We start from the raw sequence: 15,372 nt of genomic DNA, 5'->3' as shown, positions 1-15,372 counted from the left end.
TAGCATTGTTGTATACCGACAAAATAACTCTGATACAGCAAATGGATCAGGGCAAAGGAGCGAAAAAACGTATGAAACAAGATATCCATCCAAATTACCAACCAGTAGTATTCATGGATTCAACAACAGGTTTCAAATTCCTTTCAGGTTCAACTAAAGGATCTTCAGAAACTGTTGAATGGGAAGATGGCAACACTTATCCATTATTACGTGTTGAGGTTACTTCAGACTCACACCCATTCTACACTGGTCGTCAAAAATTCACACAAGCCGACGGACGTGTGGACCGTTTCAACAAAAAATACGGTCTCAAAGACGAAAACGCAAATCCAGACGCATAGTCTTTCAAAACATTGTTATGACAAGGTTTATAGAGGTTTTCCACTGTGGTGGGAAACCTCTTTTTTTGCGTTAAATATGTAGTTTTAATTCAGAGAAAAGAAATAAAGCAACTTACCAATCTTTTCCTCTTTCTTTTCAAGATTATCCTTCCCAAAAGTCAAAGATTGATCAGCATTGTTTCGCTGATTTGTTAGACTAGTAGGTACATTCAGCTTTATAAAGGAGATCTTGAAGAAATGAGTAGAAAAAAAGTCGGTGTTTTCTGTCTATTTCTGTTTTTCACATTTTTTATTATTGTTCCAAAAGTAGAAGCTACAGAAGAAATGAAGACTAAATTTACAGTAACGCCTGTTTTACCAGAAAATCAAGTGTCAGGAACATCAAGTTATTATGATTTAATTCTGGCACCAAAGCAATCTTCCACTATTGTCTTAGATATAAAAAATAAGACAGACGAAAAATTGTCCATCGTATTGACTCTAGCAAATGCATCAACAAATGATAACGGGTTGATTGTGTACAATGATTTTGATAAACCACTTGATTCATCGTTAAAGGTTCCGCTGACAGACTTGGTTACTTTAGAAAATGAGGAAGTGAGTGTGCCGCCTCATCAAACAGTATCAGCAAAGATGAAGGTGAAGGGACTTGATCAGCCTATCAAAGGAGTTGTTTTAGGCGGGGTTTATGCGCATCTCAAAGATGAAAAAACAGAGGAAGAGAACCAAACAACGGGATTAACCAGTCGCTACGGGTTTAATGTTGCGATTGCCATGAGGAGTGCTGAGAATGCTCCTTTAACAGAGGTGAACCAACTGAAATTAGCGAAAGTAACACCTACAATTGCTTTAGGGGCCAAATCACTAAAGGCGGTCATTCAAAATCCATATGCTGCTATTTTTCCAGAAGTTCGTTTAGAAGGTCAAGTGATAAAAAAAGGATCCTCTAAAAAAATTGCACAACGGACACTAAAAAATGTTCGCTTTGCCCCAAATAGTTCCATGAATTTTCATCTTGATTTGGGCAAACAACCGCTAGATGCTGGGACTTATATATTTACAGGACGTGCTATTTTACAACAAGATGAACAACAGTCTTGGCCTTTTCAACAAGAATTTACGATTAACACTCGTGAAGCAAAAAAATTGAATCAAGAAGCTACGGTCAAATGGATCCTACCTACATGGTTGTTACCGACTTTCTACACATTGTTAGTGATCACAATCGGGGCAATTTGTAGTGTCGTTTGGCGCAATAATTACCAAAAAACAAGCGAAAAGGAGAGTGAGAATAATGGCTAGTTGGTTTTGGTTGTCTGGCGGTTTAGCGGTCATTTGTTTTATGTTTTTCCTCTTTTCTTTGCTGACTAGTATGAGTTTTATTCAGCATGCAAAAGAACCCAGAAGTATTCTAAAAGAAACGCTTTTAAGTTGGTTAATGCTTTTACTTAGTGGTGGCTGGATTACAATCGGACTATTGTTATATTTTTCGCTAAAGAATCAATAAACAAAAAACGAGCATTCATTGTTAGATAACCGTGAATGCTCGTTTTTTTGTTTTAGAAAAATGCTCTTTAGCAACTTGCCAGATTTCATTGGGCAACCTGACTGAAATTGTTAAATTGTTCTGTCGAAACGACAAAAAAGTGGTAAACTAAACGTGTATGTTAGTTATTTAATCAAAAGTAATGTATCCGCTTACTTATGAAATGGAAACGAAGGAGCATATTGCAATGACAGAAAAACTTTTAGGAAGTATCGAAGCCGGTGGCACAAAATTTGTATGTGGCGTTGGGACAGATGATTTGACCATTGTGGAACGTGTCAGTTTTCCCACAACAACCCCAGAAGAAACAATGAAAAAAGTAATAGAATTTTTCCAACAATATCCTTTAAAAGCGATTGGGATTGGTTCGTTTGGTCCGATTGATATTCACGTTGATTCTCCTACGTATGGTTATATCACTTCTACACCAAAATTAGCTTGGCGTAACTTTGACTTGTTAGGAACTATGAAACAACATTTTGATGTGCCAATGGCTTGGACAACGGATGTGAATGCTGCGGCATATGGTGAGTATGTTGCTGGAAATGGGCAACATACATCTAGTTGTGTATATTATACAATTGGAACTGGTGTTGGCGCTGGAGCGATTCAAAACGGTGAGTTTATTGAAGGCTTTAGCCACCCAGAAATGGGGCATGCGTTAGTCCGTCGTCATCCTGAAGATACGTATGCAGGAAATTGTCCTTATCATGGAGATTGTTTAGAAGGGATTGCAGCAGGACCAGCAGTTGAAGGTCGTTCTGGTAAAAAAGGTCATTTATTGGAAGAGGATCATAAAACTTGGGAACTAGAAGCTTATTATTTAGCGCAAGCAGCGTACAATACTACTTTATTATTAGCGCCAGAAGTGATCATTTTAGGTGGCGGCGTCATGAAACAACGTCATTTGATGCCGAAAGTTCGTGAAAAATTTGCTGAATTAGTCAATGGATATGTGGAAACACCGCCTTTAGAAAAATACTTGGTGACGCCTCTTTTAGAAGATAATCCAGGAACAATTGGTTGCTTTGCCTTGGCAAAAAAAGCTTTAATGGCTCAAAAATAACCATTTATTCGTAGTTCATGCATTATATTTGAAGGAAATGGCTAAGAATGATACTCTTATTATGTAATTAATTATTTAGGAGGGATTAGCATGGCAGATTTAAAAGGACGTTTTGACGATGCAAAAGATAAAGTAGAAGGTACTGCAAAAGAAGCGCAAGGCAAAGTTACGGATGATAAAGGCAAAGAACTTGAAGGAAAAGCTCAATCAACCTTTGCTGACGTAAAAGACAAAGCACGTGATGCCGGCGACGACCTTAAAGAAGGCGCTGAAAAATTAACTGATAAAGTTAAAGAAGGCTTTGAAGACTTAAAAGACAAATTTAGTAAAGATAAATAAAAATTAACAAAAGAGCGTGGGCTTACGTTGAAATAACGTAAGCCCACGCTCTTTTGTTTAGACATCAAATCCTTGTTTTTGCAAGAAAATTTTTACTTCTGGGCGACGATTATAAGAAAAATAGGACAAAGACTTCTGTGACCAATCCGCTGTTTGGGCGTTACTTGAGCGGCTGGCATAATAATCTTTTAATAATTCATCATATGTGTGCATATCTGTCAATTTGTCTGATTGGTAGTGATTTTCGCTTAAAATATTTTCAAAAGGCATCCGTGGTTTTACACCATTTAACGTTTCTGGTACACCGATTGTTAATCCGAAAAGTGGTACAGTTAATTCAGGCAAAGATAAGCGTTTGGCTACTGTGTCTAAGTCATTTCGAATGCCACCAATATAACAAATCCCTAAATCCATAGATTCAGCCGCAATGGCCATGTTTTGCGCAGCAATCGTTGTATCAACGGCAGCTACTAATAATGATTCTGGTGTCTTTAAGGGTTCCAATGATTGCCCCTCTTTTGACAAAATCGTTGCATGACGATACAAATCAGCAACAAAAACATAGAACACACCAGTGTTAACGACATAGTCTTCACAATTCGCTAAACGTCCCAATTCTCTGCGTAGCTCAGGATCTTTGATTTCTATAATTGTATAAGCTTGTAAAAAATTGGAGCTTGATCCTGCTTGAGCTGCAGTAATTAACTGTTGTTTCTGCTTGTCCGTTAACGCTTGCTTTTTAAAATGACGAACGGAACGGTGACTTAGTAATTGTTCAATTGTTTGATTCATAAAAAACCTCCGTTTAAATTAAGAAAGAGAACAGAAAAACCCACAGCTTAATAGTGGGTTTCTCTGTCGTTAATTGCTAAAGATTACAGAATACGTTCAAATGGATCTAAACTAATTCCTTGGTCTAAAACGATTTTTGCGTATTCTTTCGCTGCAAATAAAGAATGATCTTTGTAGTTGCCACACTCTTTTGCAGAGACTGCTGGAACAACTTCTGTATTGATTACTTTGTTTAAAACGTTGACTAATGCATCACGGATTTCTTGTGGTGAATGTTGATCCCACATAATCATATAAAAACCAGTGCGGCAACCCATTGGCGAAATGTCAATGATTCCTTTTAATTCATCACGCATGTTAACTGCTAATAAATGTTCCAACGTGTGTAATGCGCCTGTTGGTAGGGCATCTTTGTTTGGTTGTAAGAAACGTAAGTCATATTTTTCGACTAACGCATCACCATTTTGTTCTGTGCCAGCAAGGCGAACATATGGTGCTTTTACTGTGTTGTGATCTAATTCAAAACTTTCTACGCGTGCCATGAAATTTCGCTCCCTTTATAATTAAATTCGTTTTAACTATAACAAATTTAAGTCAAAAGTCAATGGATAGTCCTTTGATGGGTAATAGTTTTAAAATATCATGGGAAAATAAAAAAATCATTTTTTTGACTATGTAGGTTTTTTCAATACTATGGTAAAATAGGACAAGTAGCTTTTACAAGAAGGTAAGAGGGGAGTATGAAAATATGGGAAAAGAATATCATGTTGCCGTGGTAGGAGCAACAGGTGCTGTCGGGACAAGAATGATTGAATTGTTAGCAGAAACAAGTTTGCCAATTGCCAGTGTGAGGTTATTGGCGTCTAAGCGTTCTGCCGGACAAGAGATTCAGTTTAAAGGGCAACCTCTTATCGTGGAAGAATTAGTCCCGGAATCATTTGAAGGAATCGATTTAGCATTATTTAGTGCTGGTGGGAGTATTTCCGAAAAGTTTGCACCAGAAGCAGTTAAGCGCGGAGCTGTTGTTGTTGACAACACTAGCCATTTTAGAATGGCAAAAGATGTTCCTTTAGTTGTTCCAGAAGTGAACCCAGAAGCCTTGAAAAATCATCAGGGAATCATCGCAAATCCCAATTGTTCTACGATTCAAATGATGGTGGCCTTAGAACCAATTCGGCAAGCGTTTGGCTTAGAACGAATCATCGTTTCAACGTATCAAGCTGTGAGTGGCGCAGGTATCCGTGCAATTAATGAGCTAAAAGAACAAGCTGAAGATTTTTTAGAGGGAAAACCTGTCAGTGAATGGTCAGCTGAAATTTTACCAGCTGGCAGTGACGAAAAACATTATCCAATTGCTTTTAATGCGTTGCCTCAAATTGATGTTTTTTCAGAAGCAGGGTATACCTACGAAGAATGGAAAATGATGAATGAAACAAAAAAAATCATGGGAGACAACAAGCTAAAAGTCGTTGCCACCTGTGTCCGTATTCCGGTAATTTCAGGACATTCTGAATCTGTTTATATAGAAGTGAAACAAGCAGATGCATCGGTCTCAGCCATCCAAGAATTAATGGCGCAAGCTCCAGGTGTAATTTTGCAAGATGAGCCAAGTGAACAACTATATCCACAAGCGCTAAATAGCGTCAACCAGAAAGAAACATTTGTCGGCCGTATTCGTCAAGACGTTGACGTGAAGAACGGTTTCCATTTATGGATTGTGTCAGACAACCTATTAAAAGGAGCTGCTTGGAACTCGGTCCAAATTGCTGAAACGCTACACGAAATGAATTTGCTTCGTGTACCTGAAAACGACTAGAAGGTTTGTATTGTATACTCGGGAGGGAATAGGATGGATTTAACGAATGCAACAATTATTACGGCAATGGTTACGCCGTTTCAAGAATCGGGAGAAATAGATTTTGATAAACTACCGCAATTGGTAGACTATTTATTGGCCAATCATACAGAAGGCGTTATTTTAGCAGGAACAACTGGTGAATCACCCACGTTAACTCATGAAGAAGAATTACAATTATTCCAGCGAATGATTGAACTGATCGATGGACGTATTCCGATTATTTGTGGTGTAGGTACGAATGATACACGTGACTCAGTCGCTTTTGTGAAAGAGTTAGCGACAATCGCTGGTATCGATGCTGTTTTGGCGGTTGTTCCTTATTATAATAAACCAAATCAAGAAGGTATGTATCAACATTTTAAAACCATCGCAGAAGCAAGTGAACTACCAATTATTTTGTACAATGTTCCTGGTAGAACGGCTGCATGTCTAGAAGTGGAAACTACTTTGCGCTTAGCACAATTGGAAAAAATTGTGGCGATTAAAGAATGTGCAGGGTTAGATGCAATTACTGAGTTGATTGAAAGAGCGCCAAAAGACTTTCTAGTGTATACTGGAGAAGACGGGTTGGCTTTTGCCACCAAGGCACTTGGCGGACAAGGGGTTATTTCGGTAGCCAGTCATGTCTTCGGTTCGTCAATGTATGAGATGTATCAAGCGCTGGAGCAGGGGAACTTGCCGGAAGCGGCTAAAATTCAACGACAGTTATTACCAAAAATGAACGCCTTGTTTTCAGTGCCTTCGCCGGCACCCGTGAAAGCGGCCTTAAATCATTTAGGTATTCCTGTTGGAAATTTACGTTTACCTCTAGTTGCTTGTACACCAGAAGAAGAGCAAAGAATTATTCGCACGTTAGAGATTTAAAGAACGTGTAATCATAGAGAGGTGAAAAGAGTGAGTACAATAAAAATCGTTCCATTAGGCGGCGTTCGTGAAAATGGAAAAAATATGTACGTTGCTGAAGTGGAAGATGAAATTTTTGTACTGGATTGTGGATTACAATATCCAGAGAACGAACTTTTAGGAATTGACGTCGTCATTCCGGATTTTACGTATTTAGAAGAAAATAGTGAACGAATTGCAGGGGTCTTTTTAACACATGGCCATGCAGATGCAATTGGGGCCTTACCGTATTTGCTTTCAAAAATTCAAGTGCCTGTTTTTGGGACAGAATTAACGATTGAACTAGCAAAACTAAGTGTCAACAGTCATGCGGAAACGAAGAAATTTAAAGATTTCCATGTGATTGACCCGCATACAGAAATTGATTTTGGTCAAGCAACGGTGAGCTTCTTTAAAACAACGCACACCATTCCAGATTCGATTGGTGTTAGTATCAAAACAAAAGAAGGCAACATTGTTTATACTGGTGATTTTAAATTTGATCAAAGTGCGATTGAGATGTATCAAACCGATTATGGCCGCTTGGCTGAAATTGGGAAAGAAGGCGTCTTGGCGCTACTTAGTGATTCATCAAATGCTGAAAACCCAGTCCAAGTTGCTTCCGAAGCCCAAATCGCTGATGAAGTGTTCGACACGATTCGCTATTGGGAAGGACGAATCATCGTGGCATGTGTGGCAAGTAATTTGCAACGGGTCCAACAAGTATTGAATGCAGCGGATTGTTCTGGTCGTAAAGTCGTTTTGACAGGCCAAGATTTTGAACGGATTATTCGGACGGCGATGAAATTGGAAAAATTACAATTGCCAAGCGAAGATCTATTAGTGAAACCAAAAGAAATGAAAAAATATGCACCCGAACAGTTATTAATTTTAGAAACAGGCCGGATGGGAGAACCTATTAAGTCACTTCAAAAAATGGCTAATAATACACATGGTGTCGTTCGAATTGAAGAAGGCGATTTAGTTTATATTACGACAACGCCGACAACGGCCATGGAAACAACGGTTGCCAAAACAGAGGATATTGTCTATCGGGCCGGTGCTACGGTGAAGCAAATTTCCGACAATTTACGTGTGTCTGGTCACGCTAATCCAAATGACTTGCAATTGATGCTGAACTTAATGAAACCAAAATATTTCATTCCTGTCCAAGGTGAATACCGCCAGTTAGCTGCGCATGCGGACTTAGCACATGAAATTGGCATGCCTTATAAAGATATCTTTATTACAGGTCGTGGGGACATTCTAGAGTATACAAAAGGTAGAATGTCGGTAGCTGGCAGCACAACGGCCGAAAATATTATGATTGACGGGATTGGTGTCGGCGATATTGGTAATATCGTTTTACGGGATCGTCGTATTCTTTCCGAAGATGGTATTTTTGTGGCTGTTGTGACAATTAATCGCCGAGAAAAACGAATTGTTTCCCCAGCTAAAATTACTTCTAGAGGTTTTGTTTACGTTAAAACAAGTAAAGACCTAATGAAAGAAAGTAGCAATATTGTTACAGAAATTGTTGAAAAGCATTTAGAAAGTGACGATTTCGAATGGAGCAAACTGAAACAAGAAATCCGCGAAAACTTAAGCCGTTATTTATTTGAACAAACCAAACGTCGTCCTGTGATCTTACCAGTTATCATGGAAGCGACGCAACGCAAGCGTCCCAAAAATAACGCATAGTTCGTCCCGATAAAAGCAGGTGATTTTAGGAGAAATTCTTCTAAAGTCATCTGTTCTTTTTTGTAACTTTCTTCTATAAATATGGTACTATTAATCAGAGCGCTGAATAAAGGAGGCGATTTTAGTGGAAGAGATTGTGTTGTTCCATACCAATGATCTTCATTCTCACTTTGAAAATTGGCCCAAAATACGGCGTCTGGTTAAAGCCAAACGTTCGCTGTACCAAAAAGAGGGCAAAACAGTCGTAACCATTGATTTAGGTGACTTTTCAGATCGGTGTCATCCTTTGACCGAAGCAACAGATGGTCGAGCAAATGTAGCTATAATGAATACATTAGCGTATGATCTGGTTACAATTGGAAATAATGAAGGAATCGGCAATTCAAAGAAACAATTAGAGCAATTATATGATCAGGCAACATTTGAAGTGGTCTTAGCTAATTTAGAAGATCCAAAAACCCAAACGTTACCAGATTTTTGTCAAGCATATAAAATTATGACAACTAAAGAAGGCACAAAGTTAGGGTTTATTGGCTTAACCGCACCATTTCCTTTAACGTATAATCCCAATGGCTGGACAATCAAACAAGTGGAAGCAGTCCTTCCTCAACTGATTACAGAAGTTGCGCCTCAATGTGATGTTCTCATTTTGCTTAGTCACTTGGGGATAGATACTGATTTTATGATTGCGGCGAATTATCCTGAAATTCAAGTGATTTTAGGTTCCCATACACATCATTTATTTAAAGATGGTGAAAAAATTAATCATGTGCAACTAGCAGCTGCTGGCAAATATGGACAGTATATTGGTGAAGTGCATCTGTTTGTGGATGCCGACACGAAGCAAGTCACAAGTTATGCAAAAACGATTGAAACAGCAAGTTTAGAAGAGCAAGCAACTGATGCCAAGGAAATTGCGGGTTACTTAACGGAAGGTCATCGACTATTGCAAGCGCAGCAAATTGCACAAATCCCTGAAACCTTGTCAACGGACTTACGGCAACCGCATGCCTTTATAACTGTTGCCTTGAAGGCGTTAAAAGAAGCGGGGCAGACCGAAGCGGCTGTGTTGAACAACGGGTTATTTTTAGCAGATTTACCAGAAGGAATAATCAATGCAGACCAATTACATGAGGCCTTGCCTCATCCAATGCATTTAATCAAGGTTACCTTGAAAGGGTCAGACATGAGCCGTTTGATTCGTGAAATGGAAAAAAGTCGTCAATTTCTGCGGAAATTTCCGATTCGCGGGATGGGCTTCCGCGGGAAAATTTTTGGCGAATTATGTTATGATGGGATTCGTTTTGAGCGAAATAGCCAGACCGTTTTTTGGCAAGGGAAACCTATTCAGCCAGAGCAGAAATATACGCTGACAACAGTGGATCACTTTCAATTTGTTCCGTTTTTCCCAACGATTGAGTTAGTTGGAGAAGTCGAATTTTTATTTCCAGACGTTTTAAGAACTGTCGTGGCGAACTATCTGCATGCCCACTATCCAATCAAATAAAAACAAGGTATAATAAAAACTAGGTGGTGAAAAAATGACAGACAAAAAGACAACCGAAAAAAAAGAAACAGAAACAGAAACAGAAACTGCTGCAACCTTTACAGAAGAACTAACAGCAGTTCTTGAAGAAATAAAAGAAGAACCTGTAAAAGAAAAGAAAAAAGGGGAAATTGTCACCATTGTGAATGAAACAGATATTCAAATTGGTGAAAGAGAGTACCGAATTGTTAAAAATCATCGTGATGCCTTTGATCCTGAACGCTTAGGTGAACGGTTTAGTGAAGTATTAGCGCGTTATGATTATATCGTAGGAGACTGGGGCTATGAACAGTTACGCTTGCGTGGCTTTTTTGATACTTCTAATCGTCGGGCAGCGCCGGATCAACGCATTGATACACTAGAAGACTATTTGTATGAATATTGTAATTTTGGCTGTGCCTATTTTGTAATTGAACGAACAGGGGAACGTAAAGAAAAAACAACGCATCGTCGTCGTCGCCATAAAAAGAATAATCGTTCTAACGTGTTTGTCGAGGAAAAGAGTGCGCCCGCTAATAAAAATAGCAAGCCAGTGATTCGTACGCGAAAAGAAGAAAATAAAAAAACGACTACACCCAAACAGCCTAGTCCCAAAAAATCTGGCAAAGGCTTTACGATTCGTCAACGTGAGGAGTAAACAGAGTGAAAAAAGACTATCAAGGATATTTAATTGATTTAGATGGAACGATTTATTTAGGAAAAGAACCAATTCCAGCCGGAAAACGTTTTGTCGAGCAGTTACAGGAAAAAGATTTGCCTTTTTTATTTGTAACGAATAATACCACTAAATCTCCTGAAACAGTGGCACAACGTTTAGCAAATGAATTTGATATTCATGTCCCAGCATCCCTTGTTTATACAGCGACTTTAGCGACGATTGATTACATGAAAGAAACCAATCGAGGCAAGAAAGTCTTTGTCATCGGCGAGGCTGGTTTAATTGACTTAATTTTAGAAGCAGGTTTTGAATGGGATGAAACAAATCCTGATTATGTTGTCGTGGGACTTGATACAGAATTATCTTACGAAAAAGTGGTTTTAGCTACCTTAGCCATTCAAAAAGGGGCGTTGTTTATTGGGACCAATCCAGATAAGAACATTCCGACAGAAAGAGGCTTATTACCTGGTGCAGGTTCAGTTGTGACGTTTGTGGAGACAGCTACTCAAACAAAACCAGTTTATATTGGCAAACCAAAAGCGATTATCATGGAACGAGCGATTGCGCATTTAGGCGTGGAAAAAGAGCAAGTAATTATGGTTGGAGATAATTATGAAACCGATATTCAATCAGGGATTCAAAATGGTATTGATAGCTTGTTAGTTACATCAGGTTTTACCCCTAAGTCAGCTGTTCCAACTTTACCAACGCCACCAACCTATGTTGTTGATTCCTTAGATGAATGGACTTTTTGAGTATGATGAGGTCGAAATTGCGTTTAAGGGAAACACTTGGACTCATTTGTTTGTTTTTAACGATTGTGGCTTTAAGTATCACGATCACGATTAATTTTCGTCCATTGTATCTTTTTGATATCCAACACTTAAATATTTTAAAAGACGTAGAGGTTGATCGTGTGACCTTGATTAAAAATTACGATCATTTAATGATGTACTTAAACAATCCTTTTGAAAAAACATTAGTATTTCCTGATTTCCCAATGTCTGATAGCGCGGCTTTTCATTTTTATGAAGTGAAAAAATTGTTTTTATTGTGCTACGGCGTATTATTAGTTACGTTGTTGCCTAGTGTCCTTTATTTAAAATATTTGGTAAAAAATCAGCGTTTATGGACATTGATACGGCCATTTCAGTGGGGAATGTTTTTGCCTGTGCTTTTTGGCTTTTTCATGCTGATTGGCTTTGATCAATTTTTTATTGCGTTTCATGGATTATTTTTTAACAACGATGCTTGGTTATTTAATCCGCTGACTGATCCGATTATCAATGCCTTACCTGAAGCCTACTTTATGCATTGTTTTATCTTGTTTTTTGTTTTATTAGAAGGCCTGTTTTTGATAGGTATTTTAATCGGAAAACGTTCTTTAAAAAAATAAAGAGAGAAAAGTGAACAATTCCAAAATTGCTCGCTTTTCTTTTTTATTCAATCTAGTTTTAAAAACTAGATTGAATAATTGTCAAAAGTATGATATTCTTTTTTAGAAATGGCTAGGAGGGTTTTTATGGACGAGATAGAAAAATCACTGCAAAATTGGGGCCAACAATTGGAAAACGTTCATTTGCCAAGATGGCATGAGTTACCAGACATTGAATTATATATGGATCAAGTGATTACTCTGATAGAAAAATACTTATCCCCATTGATTACACTGGAAAAACATACTTTGTTAACGTCCTCAATGGTTAATAATTATGTCAAACACGGGTTAATCCCGGCCCCAGTGAAAAAACGCTACAATCAAAAGCATTTAGCGTTTTTAATTGCGATTACGTTGTTGAAACAAGTGTTAACATTGCCAGAAATTAAGCAAGGCATTTTATTCCAAGGAGCCACGGTTGGTATTCGTGAAGCGTACAATTTATTTTGTCAAGAACAGGAACGAGCGATTTATGTGATTGCTGCTCAAGCGCAAGAAAAAGAAGTTCAGGCCAAATCACAAGAACCTATGGGGATTGAATATTTGGCTGTAAAAGCAGCGACAATGTCTTTTGCTACTAAAATGTTTAGTGAAAAAGTGATTGAATTGGAACAAGAATACTTAAAAGAAATGGATGAGATGACACATGAATAAAGAAAAAATCGCACTACTAGTTGATTCTGGGACAGATGTTCCAGAGGCATTAGTCAAACAATACGGCATGTATGTCTTGCCCTTACAGATTATTTATCCTGAAAAAACCTATACAGATAAGGTAGATATTACACCAGAAGAAGTGTATCAACGTTTAGAGAAAGAAATCCCTAGTACTTCATTACCTGATGGTGCAACAATTCAAGCTATTTTTGACAAAATTAAAGAAGCGGGTTACGAAAAAGTCTTAGCGGTGACCATTTCTAGTGGCTTAAGTGGAACGTATAATGTGGTTCGCTTGCTTGGAGAACAAACCGAAGGACTAGATGTATTTGTTTTAGATACAAAGAACATTGGTATCGGGGCTGGCATTCAGGCGATACGAGCAGCAGAATTAATTGAAACAGGATTAGGATGGCAAGAATTACAACAAAAATTAACAGAAGAAGTAGCCAACGCAAAAGTATTTTTTAATGTAGCCACTTTAGAATATTTACAAAAAGGTGGACGAATTGGTTTAGTCACTTCTATTTTAGGCAATGCGCTAAAATTAAACCCCATTATTTCTTGTAATGAAGAAGGCATTTACTATACGGTGGCTAAGTCTCGCGGCTGTAAAAAAAGTCTTGATAAAACGTTTGAGTTGGTGACGAACTTTATAGGTGAGGCACCCCGTTTTCGTTTGGCAGTCGCTCACGGTGCGGCAGAGGAAGAAGCAAAAGCAATGATGGAACGCTTGAAAGCAGCTTTTCCACAAGCAGAAGAAATTTACTTTGGAACGATTAGTCCGGCATTAGTTGTTCATACAGGACCAGGACTTTTAGGTGTTGGTATACAGTTATTAAATGATTAATTAAATGAAAAATCTCCTCAAATTTTTTTGAGGGGATTTTTCATTTAAGATTTCTCTTTTTCATAGAAATATCATTTTGCTGAAAAAACAACGAAAATTATATTGAAAATTTCACGAATGTGTTACAATTTGTCTACAAAGGGGGAATTTTTTGTGAAAAAAGCAATAGCAGAATGTTTAGGAACATTTATTCTTGTCTTTTTTGGGACAGGAACAGCCGTTCTAGGAAATGGTATGGAAGGGATTGGAACAACGGGGATTGCCTTAGCATTTGGGTTAACAATCGTTGCTGCTGCCTATAGTATTGGCACAATTTCAGGTGCACATCTAAACCCAGCTGTTTCTATAGGAATGTGGCTTAATAAACGAATGACAACAATGGAACTAATCTACTATGTAGTGGGACAAATTGTTGGTGGCTTGATTGCCTCATTTGCATTATTAAGCATTCTAAAAGGTGCTGGTAAAAGTATTGAGAACTTAGGTCAAAATGGCGTAGGGGAATTAAGTGTTGCTGGTGCATTGATAGTCGAAATTATTTTAACATTTATTTTTGTTTTAGTTGTCATGACAGTTACAAGTGCTAAGAAAGGCAATGCTTCATTAGCAGGAATCGTAATTGGGTTAACACTAACAATGATTCACTTAGTCGGCATTCCTTTGACAGGAACTTCTGTCAACCCAGCTCGTAGCATCGCGCCAGCCGTTTTTGCGGGTGGTTCAGCGTTATCTGAGTTGTGGATTTTTATCGTTGCGCCATTAATTGGTGGATTATTAGCCGCTCTTGTAGCAAAATTCGTCTTAGATACGGAAGAATAGATTAGCGAAAGAAGAATCTTTGATAACAAGCGTCAATTGTTGTCAGAGATTCTTTTTTTGTTATACTAGGAGAACCTAAAGGCGCATTTTTAACCAAAGATGAAAACATCATCAAAATAAGGTATAATAGGAAAGTATCAAATAAGATTAGAAGGAAAAAGAGGTGTCTCTTTGTGAAGAAAATTTTAGTAGTTGATGACGAGAAGCCAATTTCAGAGATCGTTAAATATAATTTGGTTAAAGAAGGATATGAAGTATTTACTGCTTACGATGGAGAAGAAGCACTTGAAAAAGTGGAAGAAGTGGAACCAGACTTAATTATTTTAGACTTAATGCTCCCTAAAATGGATGGCTTAGAAGTCGCGCGAGAAGTGCGCAAAACACATGATATGCCAATCATTATGGTGACTGCCAAAGATTCTGAAATCGATAAGGTTTTAGGATTAGAATTAGGAGCCGATGACTATGTAACGAAACCATTTTCAAATCGTGAATTAGTTGCTCGTGTAAAAGCCAATTTACGGCGAGGTGCAACCAATGCGAAAGAAGCCGAGGTGACAACGCAATCTGAATTAACGATTGGTGATTTAACCATTCATCCTGATGCATACATGGTCTCAAAACGGGGTGAAAAAATTGAATTAACCCACCGTGAATTTGAGTTACTTTATTACTTAGCAAAACATATCGGACAAGTCATGACTCGTGAACATTTATTACAAACCGTTTGGGGTTATGATTATTTTGGTGATGTGCGGACAGTGGACGTAACCGTACGTCGTTTAAGAGAAAAAATTGAAGATAGTCCAAGTCATCCAACGTATTTAGTTACTCGTCGTGGGGTTGGTTATTATCTAAGAAATCCTGAACAGGAGTAAT

At 38.0% G+C, this 15,372-nt stretch carries 18 protein-coding genes; 16 read left to right on the top strand and 2 right to left on the bottom strand.

What is annotated here, in order from left to right:
• Positions 1 to 71 precede the first annotated feature (71 nt).
• From IGI97_RS09130 to IGI97_RS09110, 5 genes are all read left to right on the top strand, one after another.
• Complete coding sequence (locus tag IGI97_RS09130; RefSeq protein ID WP_002357967.1) at positions 72 to 341, top strand: type B 50S ribosomal protein L31; 270 nt, start codon at positions 72 to 74, stop codon at positions 339 to 341.
• 237 nt (positions 342 to 578) lie between these two features.
• The gene (locus IGI97_RS09125) at positions 579 to 1,643 is read left to right on the top strand and encodes a DUF916 and DUF3324 domain-containing protein (RefSeq protein WP_438738470.1); all 1,065 of its coding nucleotides are present in this window, start codon (positions 579 to 581) and stop codon (positions 1,641 to 1,643) included.
• Positions 1,636 to 1,848, top strand: coding sequence for a hypothetical protein (locus IGI97_RS09120; protein ID WP_002357965.1), 213 nt, complete (start codon positions 1,636 to 1,638; stop codon positions 1,846 to 1,848). The genes IGI97_RS09125 and IGI97_RS09120 overlap by 8 nt, the downstream gene beginning before the upstream one ends.
• 226 nt (positions 1,849 to 2,074) lie before the next feature.
• Complete coding sequence (gene scrK / locus IGI97_RS09115; RefSeq protein ID WP_002361643.1) at positions 2,075 to 2,953, top strand: fructokinase ScrK; 879 nt, start codon at positions 2,075 to 2,077, stop codon at positions 2,951 to 2,953.
• A 90-nt stretch (positions 2,954 to 3,043) separates the two neighbouring features.
• Positions 3,044 to 3,292: a YtxH domain-containing protein gene (locus IGI97_RS09110; protein WP_002357962.1), complete on the top strand. Its 249-nt coding sequence runs from the start codon at positions 3,044 to 3,046 to the stop codon at positions 3,290 to 3,292.
• Positions 3,293 to 3,349: 57 nt separating this feature from the next.
• Here IGI97_RS09110 and nfsA read toward each other — a convergent pair whose 3' ends face one another.
• Positions 3,350 to 4,084, bottom strand: a complete 735-nt coding sequence (gene nfsA / locus IGI97_RS09105; protein WP_002360554.1) for an oxygen-insensitive NADPH nitroreductase — start codon at positions 4,082 to 4,084, stop codon at positions 3,350 to 3,352.
• 83 nt (positions 4,085 to 4,167) lie between these two features.
• Complete coding sequence (locus IGI97_RS09100; protein ID WP_002357960.1) at positions 4,168 to 4,626, bottom strand: S-ribosylhomocysteine lyase; 459 nt, start codon at positions 4,624 to 4,626, stop codon at positions 4,168 to 4,170.
• A gap of 206 nt (positions 4,627 to 4,832) precedes the next feature.
• On the opposite strand from IGI97_RS09100, the gene IGI97_RS09095 reads away from it, so the two are divergent.
• The 11 genes from IGI97_RS09095 (at position 4,833) to yycF (ending at position 15,371) form a co-directional block, all read left to right on the top strand.
• The gene (locus IGI97_RS09095) at positions 4,833 to 5,900 is read left to right on the top strand and encodes an aspartate-semialdehyde dehydrogenase (protein ID WP_002381968.1); all 1,068 of its coding nucleotides are present in this window, start codon (positions 4,833 to 4,835) and stop codon (positions 5,898 to 5,900) included.
• Positions 5,901 to 5,933: 33 nt separating this feature from the next.
• Positions 5,934 to 6,806, top strand: a complete 873-nt coding sequence (dapA, locus tag IGI97_RS09090; protein ID WP_002357957.1) for a 4-hydroxy-tetrahydrodipicolinate synthase — start codon at positions 5,934 to 5,936, stop codon at positions 6,804 to 6,806.
• A 30-nt stretch (positions 6,807 to 6,836) separates the two neighbouring features.
• Positions 6,837 to 8,525 carry a ribonuclease J gene (locus IGI97_RS09085; RefSeq protein ID WP_016634113.1) on the top strand — a complete coding sequence of 563 codons (1,689 nt, stop codon included), beginning with the start codon at positions 6,837 to 6,839 and terminating at the stop codon, positions 8,523 to 8,525.
• Between the two features lie 124 nt (positions 8,526 to 8,649).
• A complete protein-coding gene (locus IGI97_RS09080; RefSeq protein ID WP_438738467.1) occupies positions 8,650 to 10,032 on the top strand; it encodes a bifunctional metallophosphatase/5'-nucleotidase in 1,383 nt (460 codons plus the stop codon).
• A gap of 34 nt (positions 10,033 to 10,066) precedes the next feature.
• Positions 10,067 to 10,708: a YutD family protein gene (locus IGI97_RS09075; protein WP_438738465.1), complete on the top strand. Its 642-nt coding sequence runs from the start codon at positions 10,067 to 10,069 to the stop codon at positions 10,706 to 10,708.
• Between the two features lie 5 nt (positions 10,709 to 10,713).
• The gene (locus tag IGI97_RS09070) at positions 10,714 to 11,484 is read left to right on the top strand and encodes a TIGR01457 family HAD-type hydrolase (RefSeq protein WP_002357953.1); all 771 of its coding nucleotides are present in this window, start codon (positions 10,714 to 10,716) and stop codon (positions 11,482 to 11,484) included.
• Positions 11,472 to 12,125: a TIGR01906 family membrane protein gene (locus IGI97_RS09065; RefSeq protein ID WP_002382167.1), complete on the top strand. Its 654-nt coding sequence runs from the start codon at positions 11,472 to 11,474 to the stop codon at positions 12,123 to 12,125. Before IGI97_RS09070 ends, IGI97_RS09065 begins: the two co-directional genes overlap by 13 nt.
• 126 nt (positions 12,126 to 12,251) lie before the next feature.
• Complete coding sequence (locus tag IGI97_RS09060; RefSeq protein WP_002357951.1) at positions 12,252 to 12,821, top strand: DUF1836 domain-containing protein; 570 nt, start codon at positions 12,252 to 12,254, stop codon at positions 12,819 to 12,821.
• Positions 12,814 to 13,674 (top strand): DegV family protein, encoded by an 861-nt coding sequence (locus IGI97_RS09055; protein ID WP_438738463.1) that lies wholly within the window; start codon positions 12,814 to 12,816, stop codon positions 13,672 to 13,674. Before IGI97_RS09060 ends, IGI97_RS09055 begins: the two co-directional genes overlap by 8 nt.
• A gap of 117 nt (positions 13,675 to 13,791) precedes the next feature.
• Entirely contained in the window at positions 13,792 to 14,493 is a 702-nt protein-coding gene (locus tag IGI97_RS09050) for an MIP/aquaporin family protein (protein ID WP_180758922.1), read from the top strand.
• Between the two features lie 173 nt (positions 14,494 to 14,666).
• A complete protein-coding gene (gene yycF / locus IGI97_RS09045; RefSeq protein WP_002357947.1) occupies positions 14,667 to 15,371 on the top strand; it encodes a response regulator YycF in 705 nt (234 codons plus the stop codon).
• Position 15,372 lies beyond the last annotated feature (1 nt).

Source organism: Enterococcus sp. DIV2419 (assembly GCF_051711865.1).
Taxonomy (GTDB): Bacteria; Bacillota; Bacilli; order Lactobacillales; family Enterococcaceae; genus Enterococcus; species Enterococcus faecalis.
Note: the sequence above shows the minus strand (reverse complement) of the source record. Positions and strands in the feature narration are given on the sequence as shown.

Bases quoted from the DNA above. Each gene is read 5' to 3' on its own strand.
- IGI97_RS09130 (WP_002357967.1), top strand. From the start codon at position 72: ATGAAACAAGATATCCATCCAAATTACCAACCAGTAGTATTCATGGAT.
- IGI97_RS09125 (WP_438738470.1), top strand. From the start codon at position 579: ATGAGTAGAAAAAAAGTCGGTGTTTTCTGTCTATTTCTGTTTTTCACA.
- IGI97_RS09120 (WP_002357965.1), top strand. From the start codon at position 1,636: ATGGCTAGTTGGTTTTGGTTGTCTGGCGGTTTAGCGGTCATTTGTTTT.
- scrK (WP_002361643.1), top strand. From the start codon at position 2,075: ATGACAGAAAAACTTTTAGGAAGTATCGAAGCCGGTGGCACAAAATTT.
- IGI97_RS09110 (WP_002357962.1), top strand. From the start codon at position 3,044: ATGGCAGATTTAAAAGGACGTTTTGACGATGCAAAAGATAAAGTAGAA.
- nfsA (WP_002360554.1), bottom strand. From the start codon at position 4,084: ATGAATCAAACAATTGAACAATTACTAAGTCACCGTTCCGTTCGTCAT.
- IGI97_RS09100 (WP_002357960.1), bottom strand. From the start codon at position 4,626: ATGGCACGCGTAGAAAGTTTTGAATTAGATCACAACACAGTAAAAGCA.
- IGI97_RS09095 (WP_002381968.1), top strand. From the start codon at position 4,833: ATGGGAAAAGAATATCATGTTGCCGTGGTAGGAGCAACAGGTGCTGTC.
- dapA (WP_002357957.1), top strand. From the start codon at position 5,934: ATGGATTTAACGAATGCAACAATTATTACGGCAATGGTTACGCCGTTT.
- IGI97_RS09075 (WP_438738465.1), top strand. From the start codon at position 10,067: ATGACAGACAAAAAGACAACCGAAAAAAAAGAAACAGAAACAGAAACA.
- IGI97_RS09065 (WP_002382167.1), top strand. From the start codon at position 11,472: ATGGACTTTTTGAGTATGATGAGGTCGAAATTGCGTTTAAGGGAAACA.
- IGI97_RS09060 (WP_002357951.1), top strand. From the start codon at position 12,252: ATGGACGAGATAGAAAAATCACTGCAAAATTGGGGCCAACAATTGGAA.
- IGI97_RS09055 (WP_438738463.1), top strand. From the start codon at position 12,814: ATGAATAAAGAAAAAATCGCACTACTAGTTGATTCTGGGACAGATGTT.
- IGI97_RS09050 (WP_180758922.1), top strand. From the start codon at position 13,792: ATGTGTTACAATTTGTCTACAAAGGGGGAATTTTTTGTGAAAAAAGCA.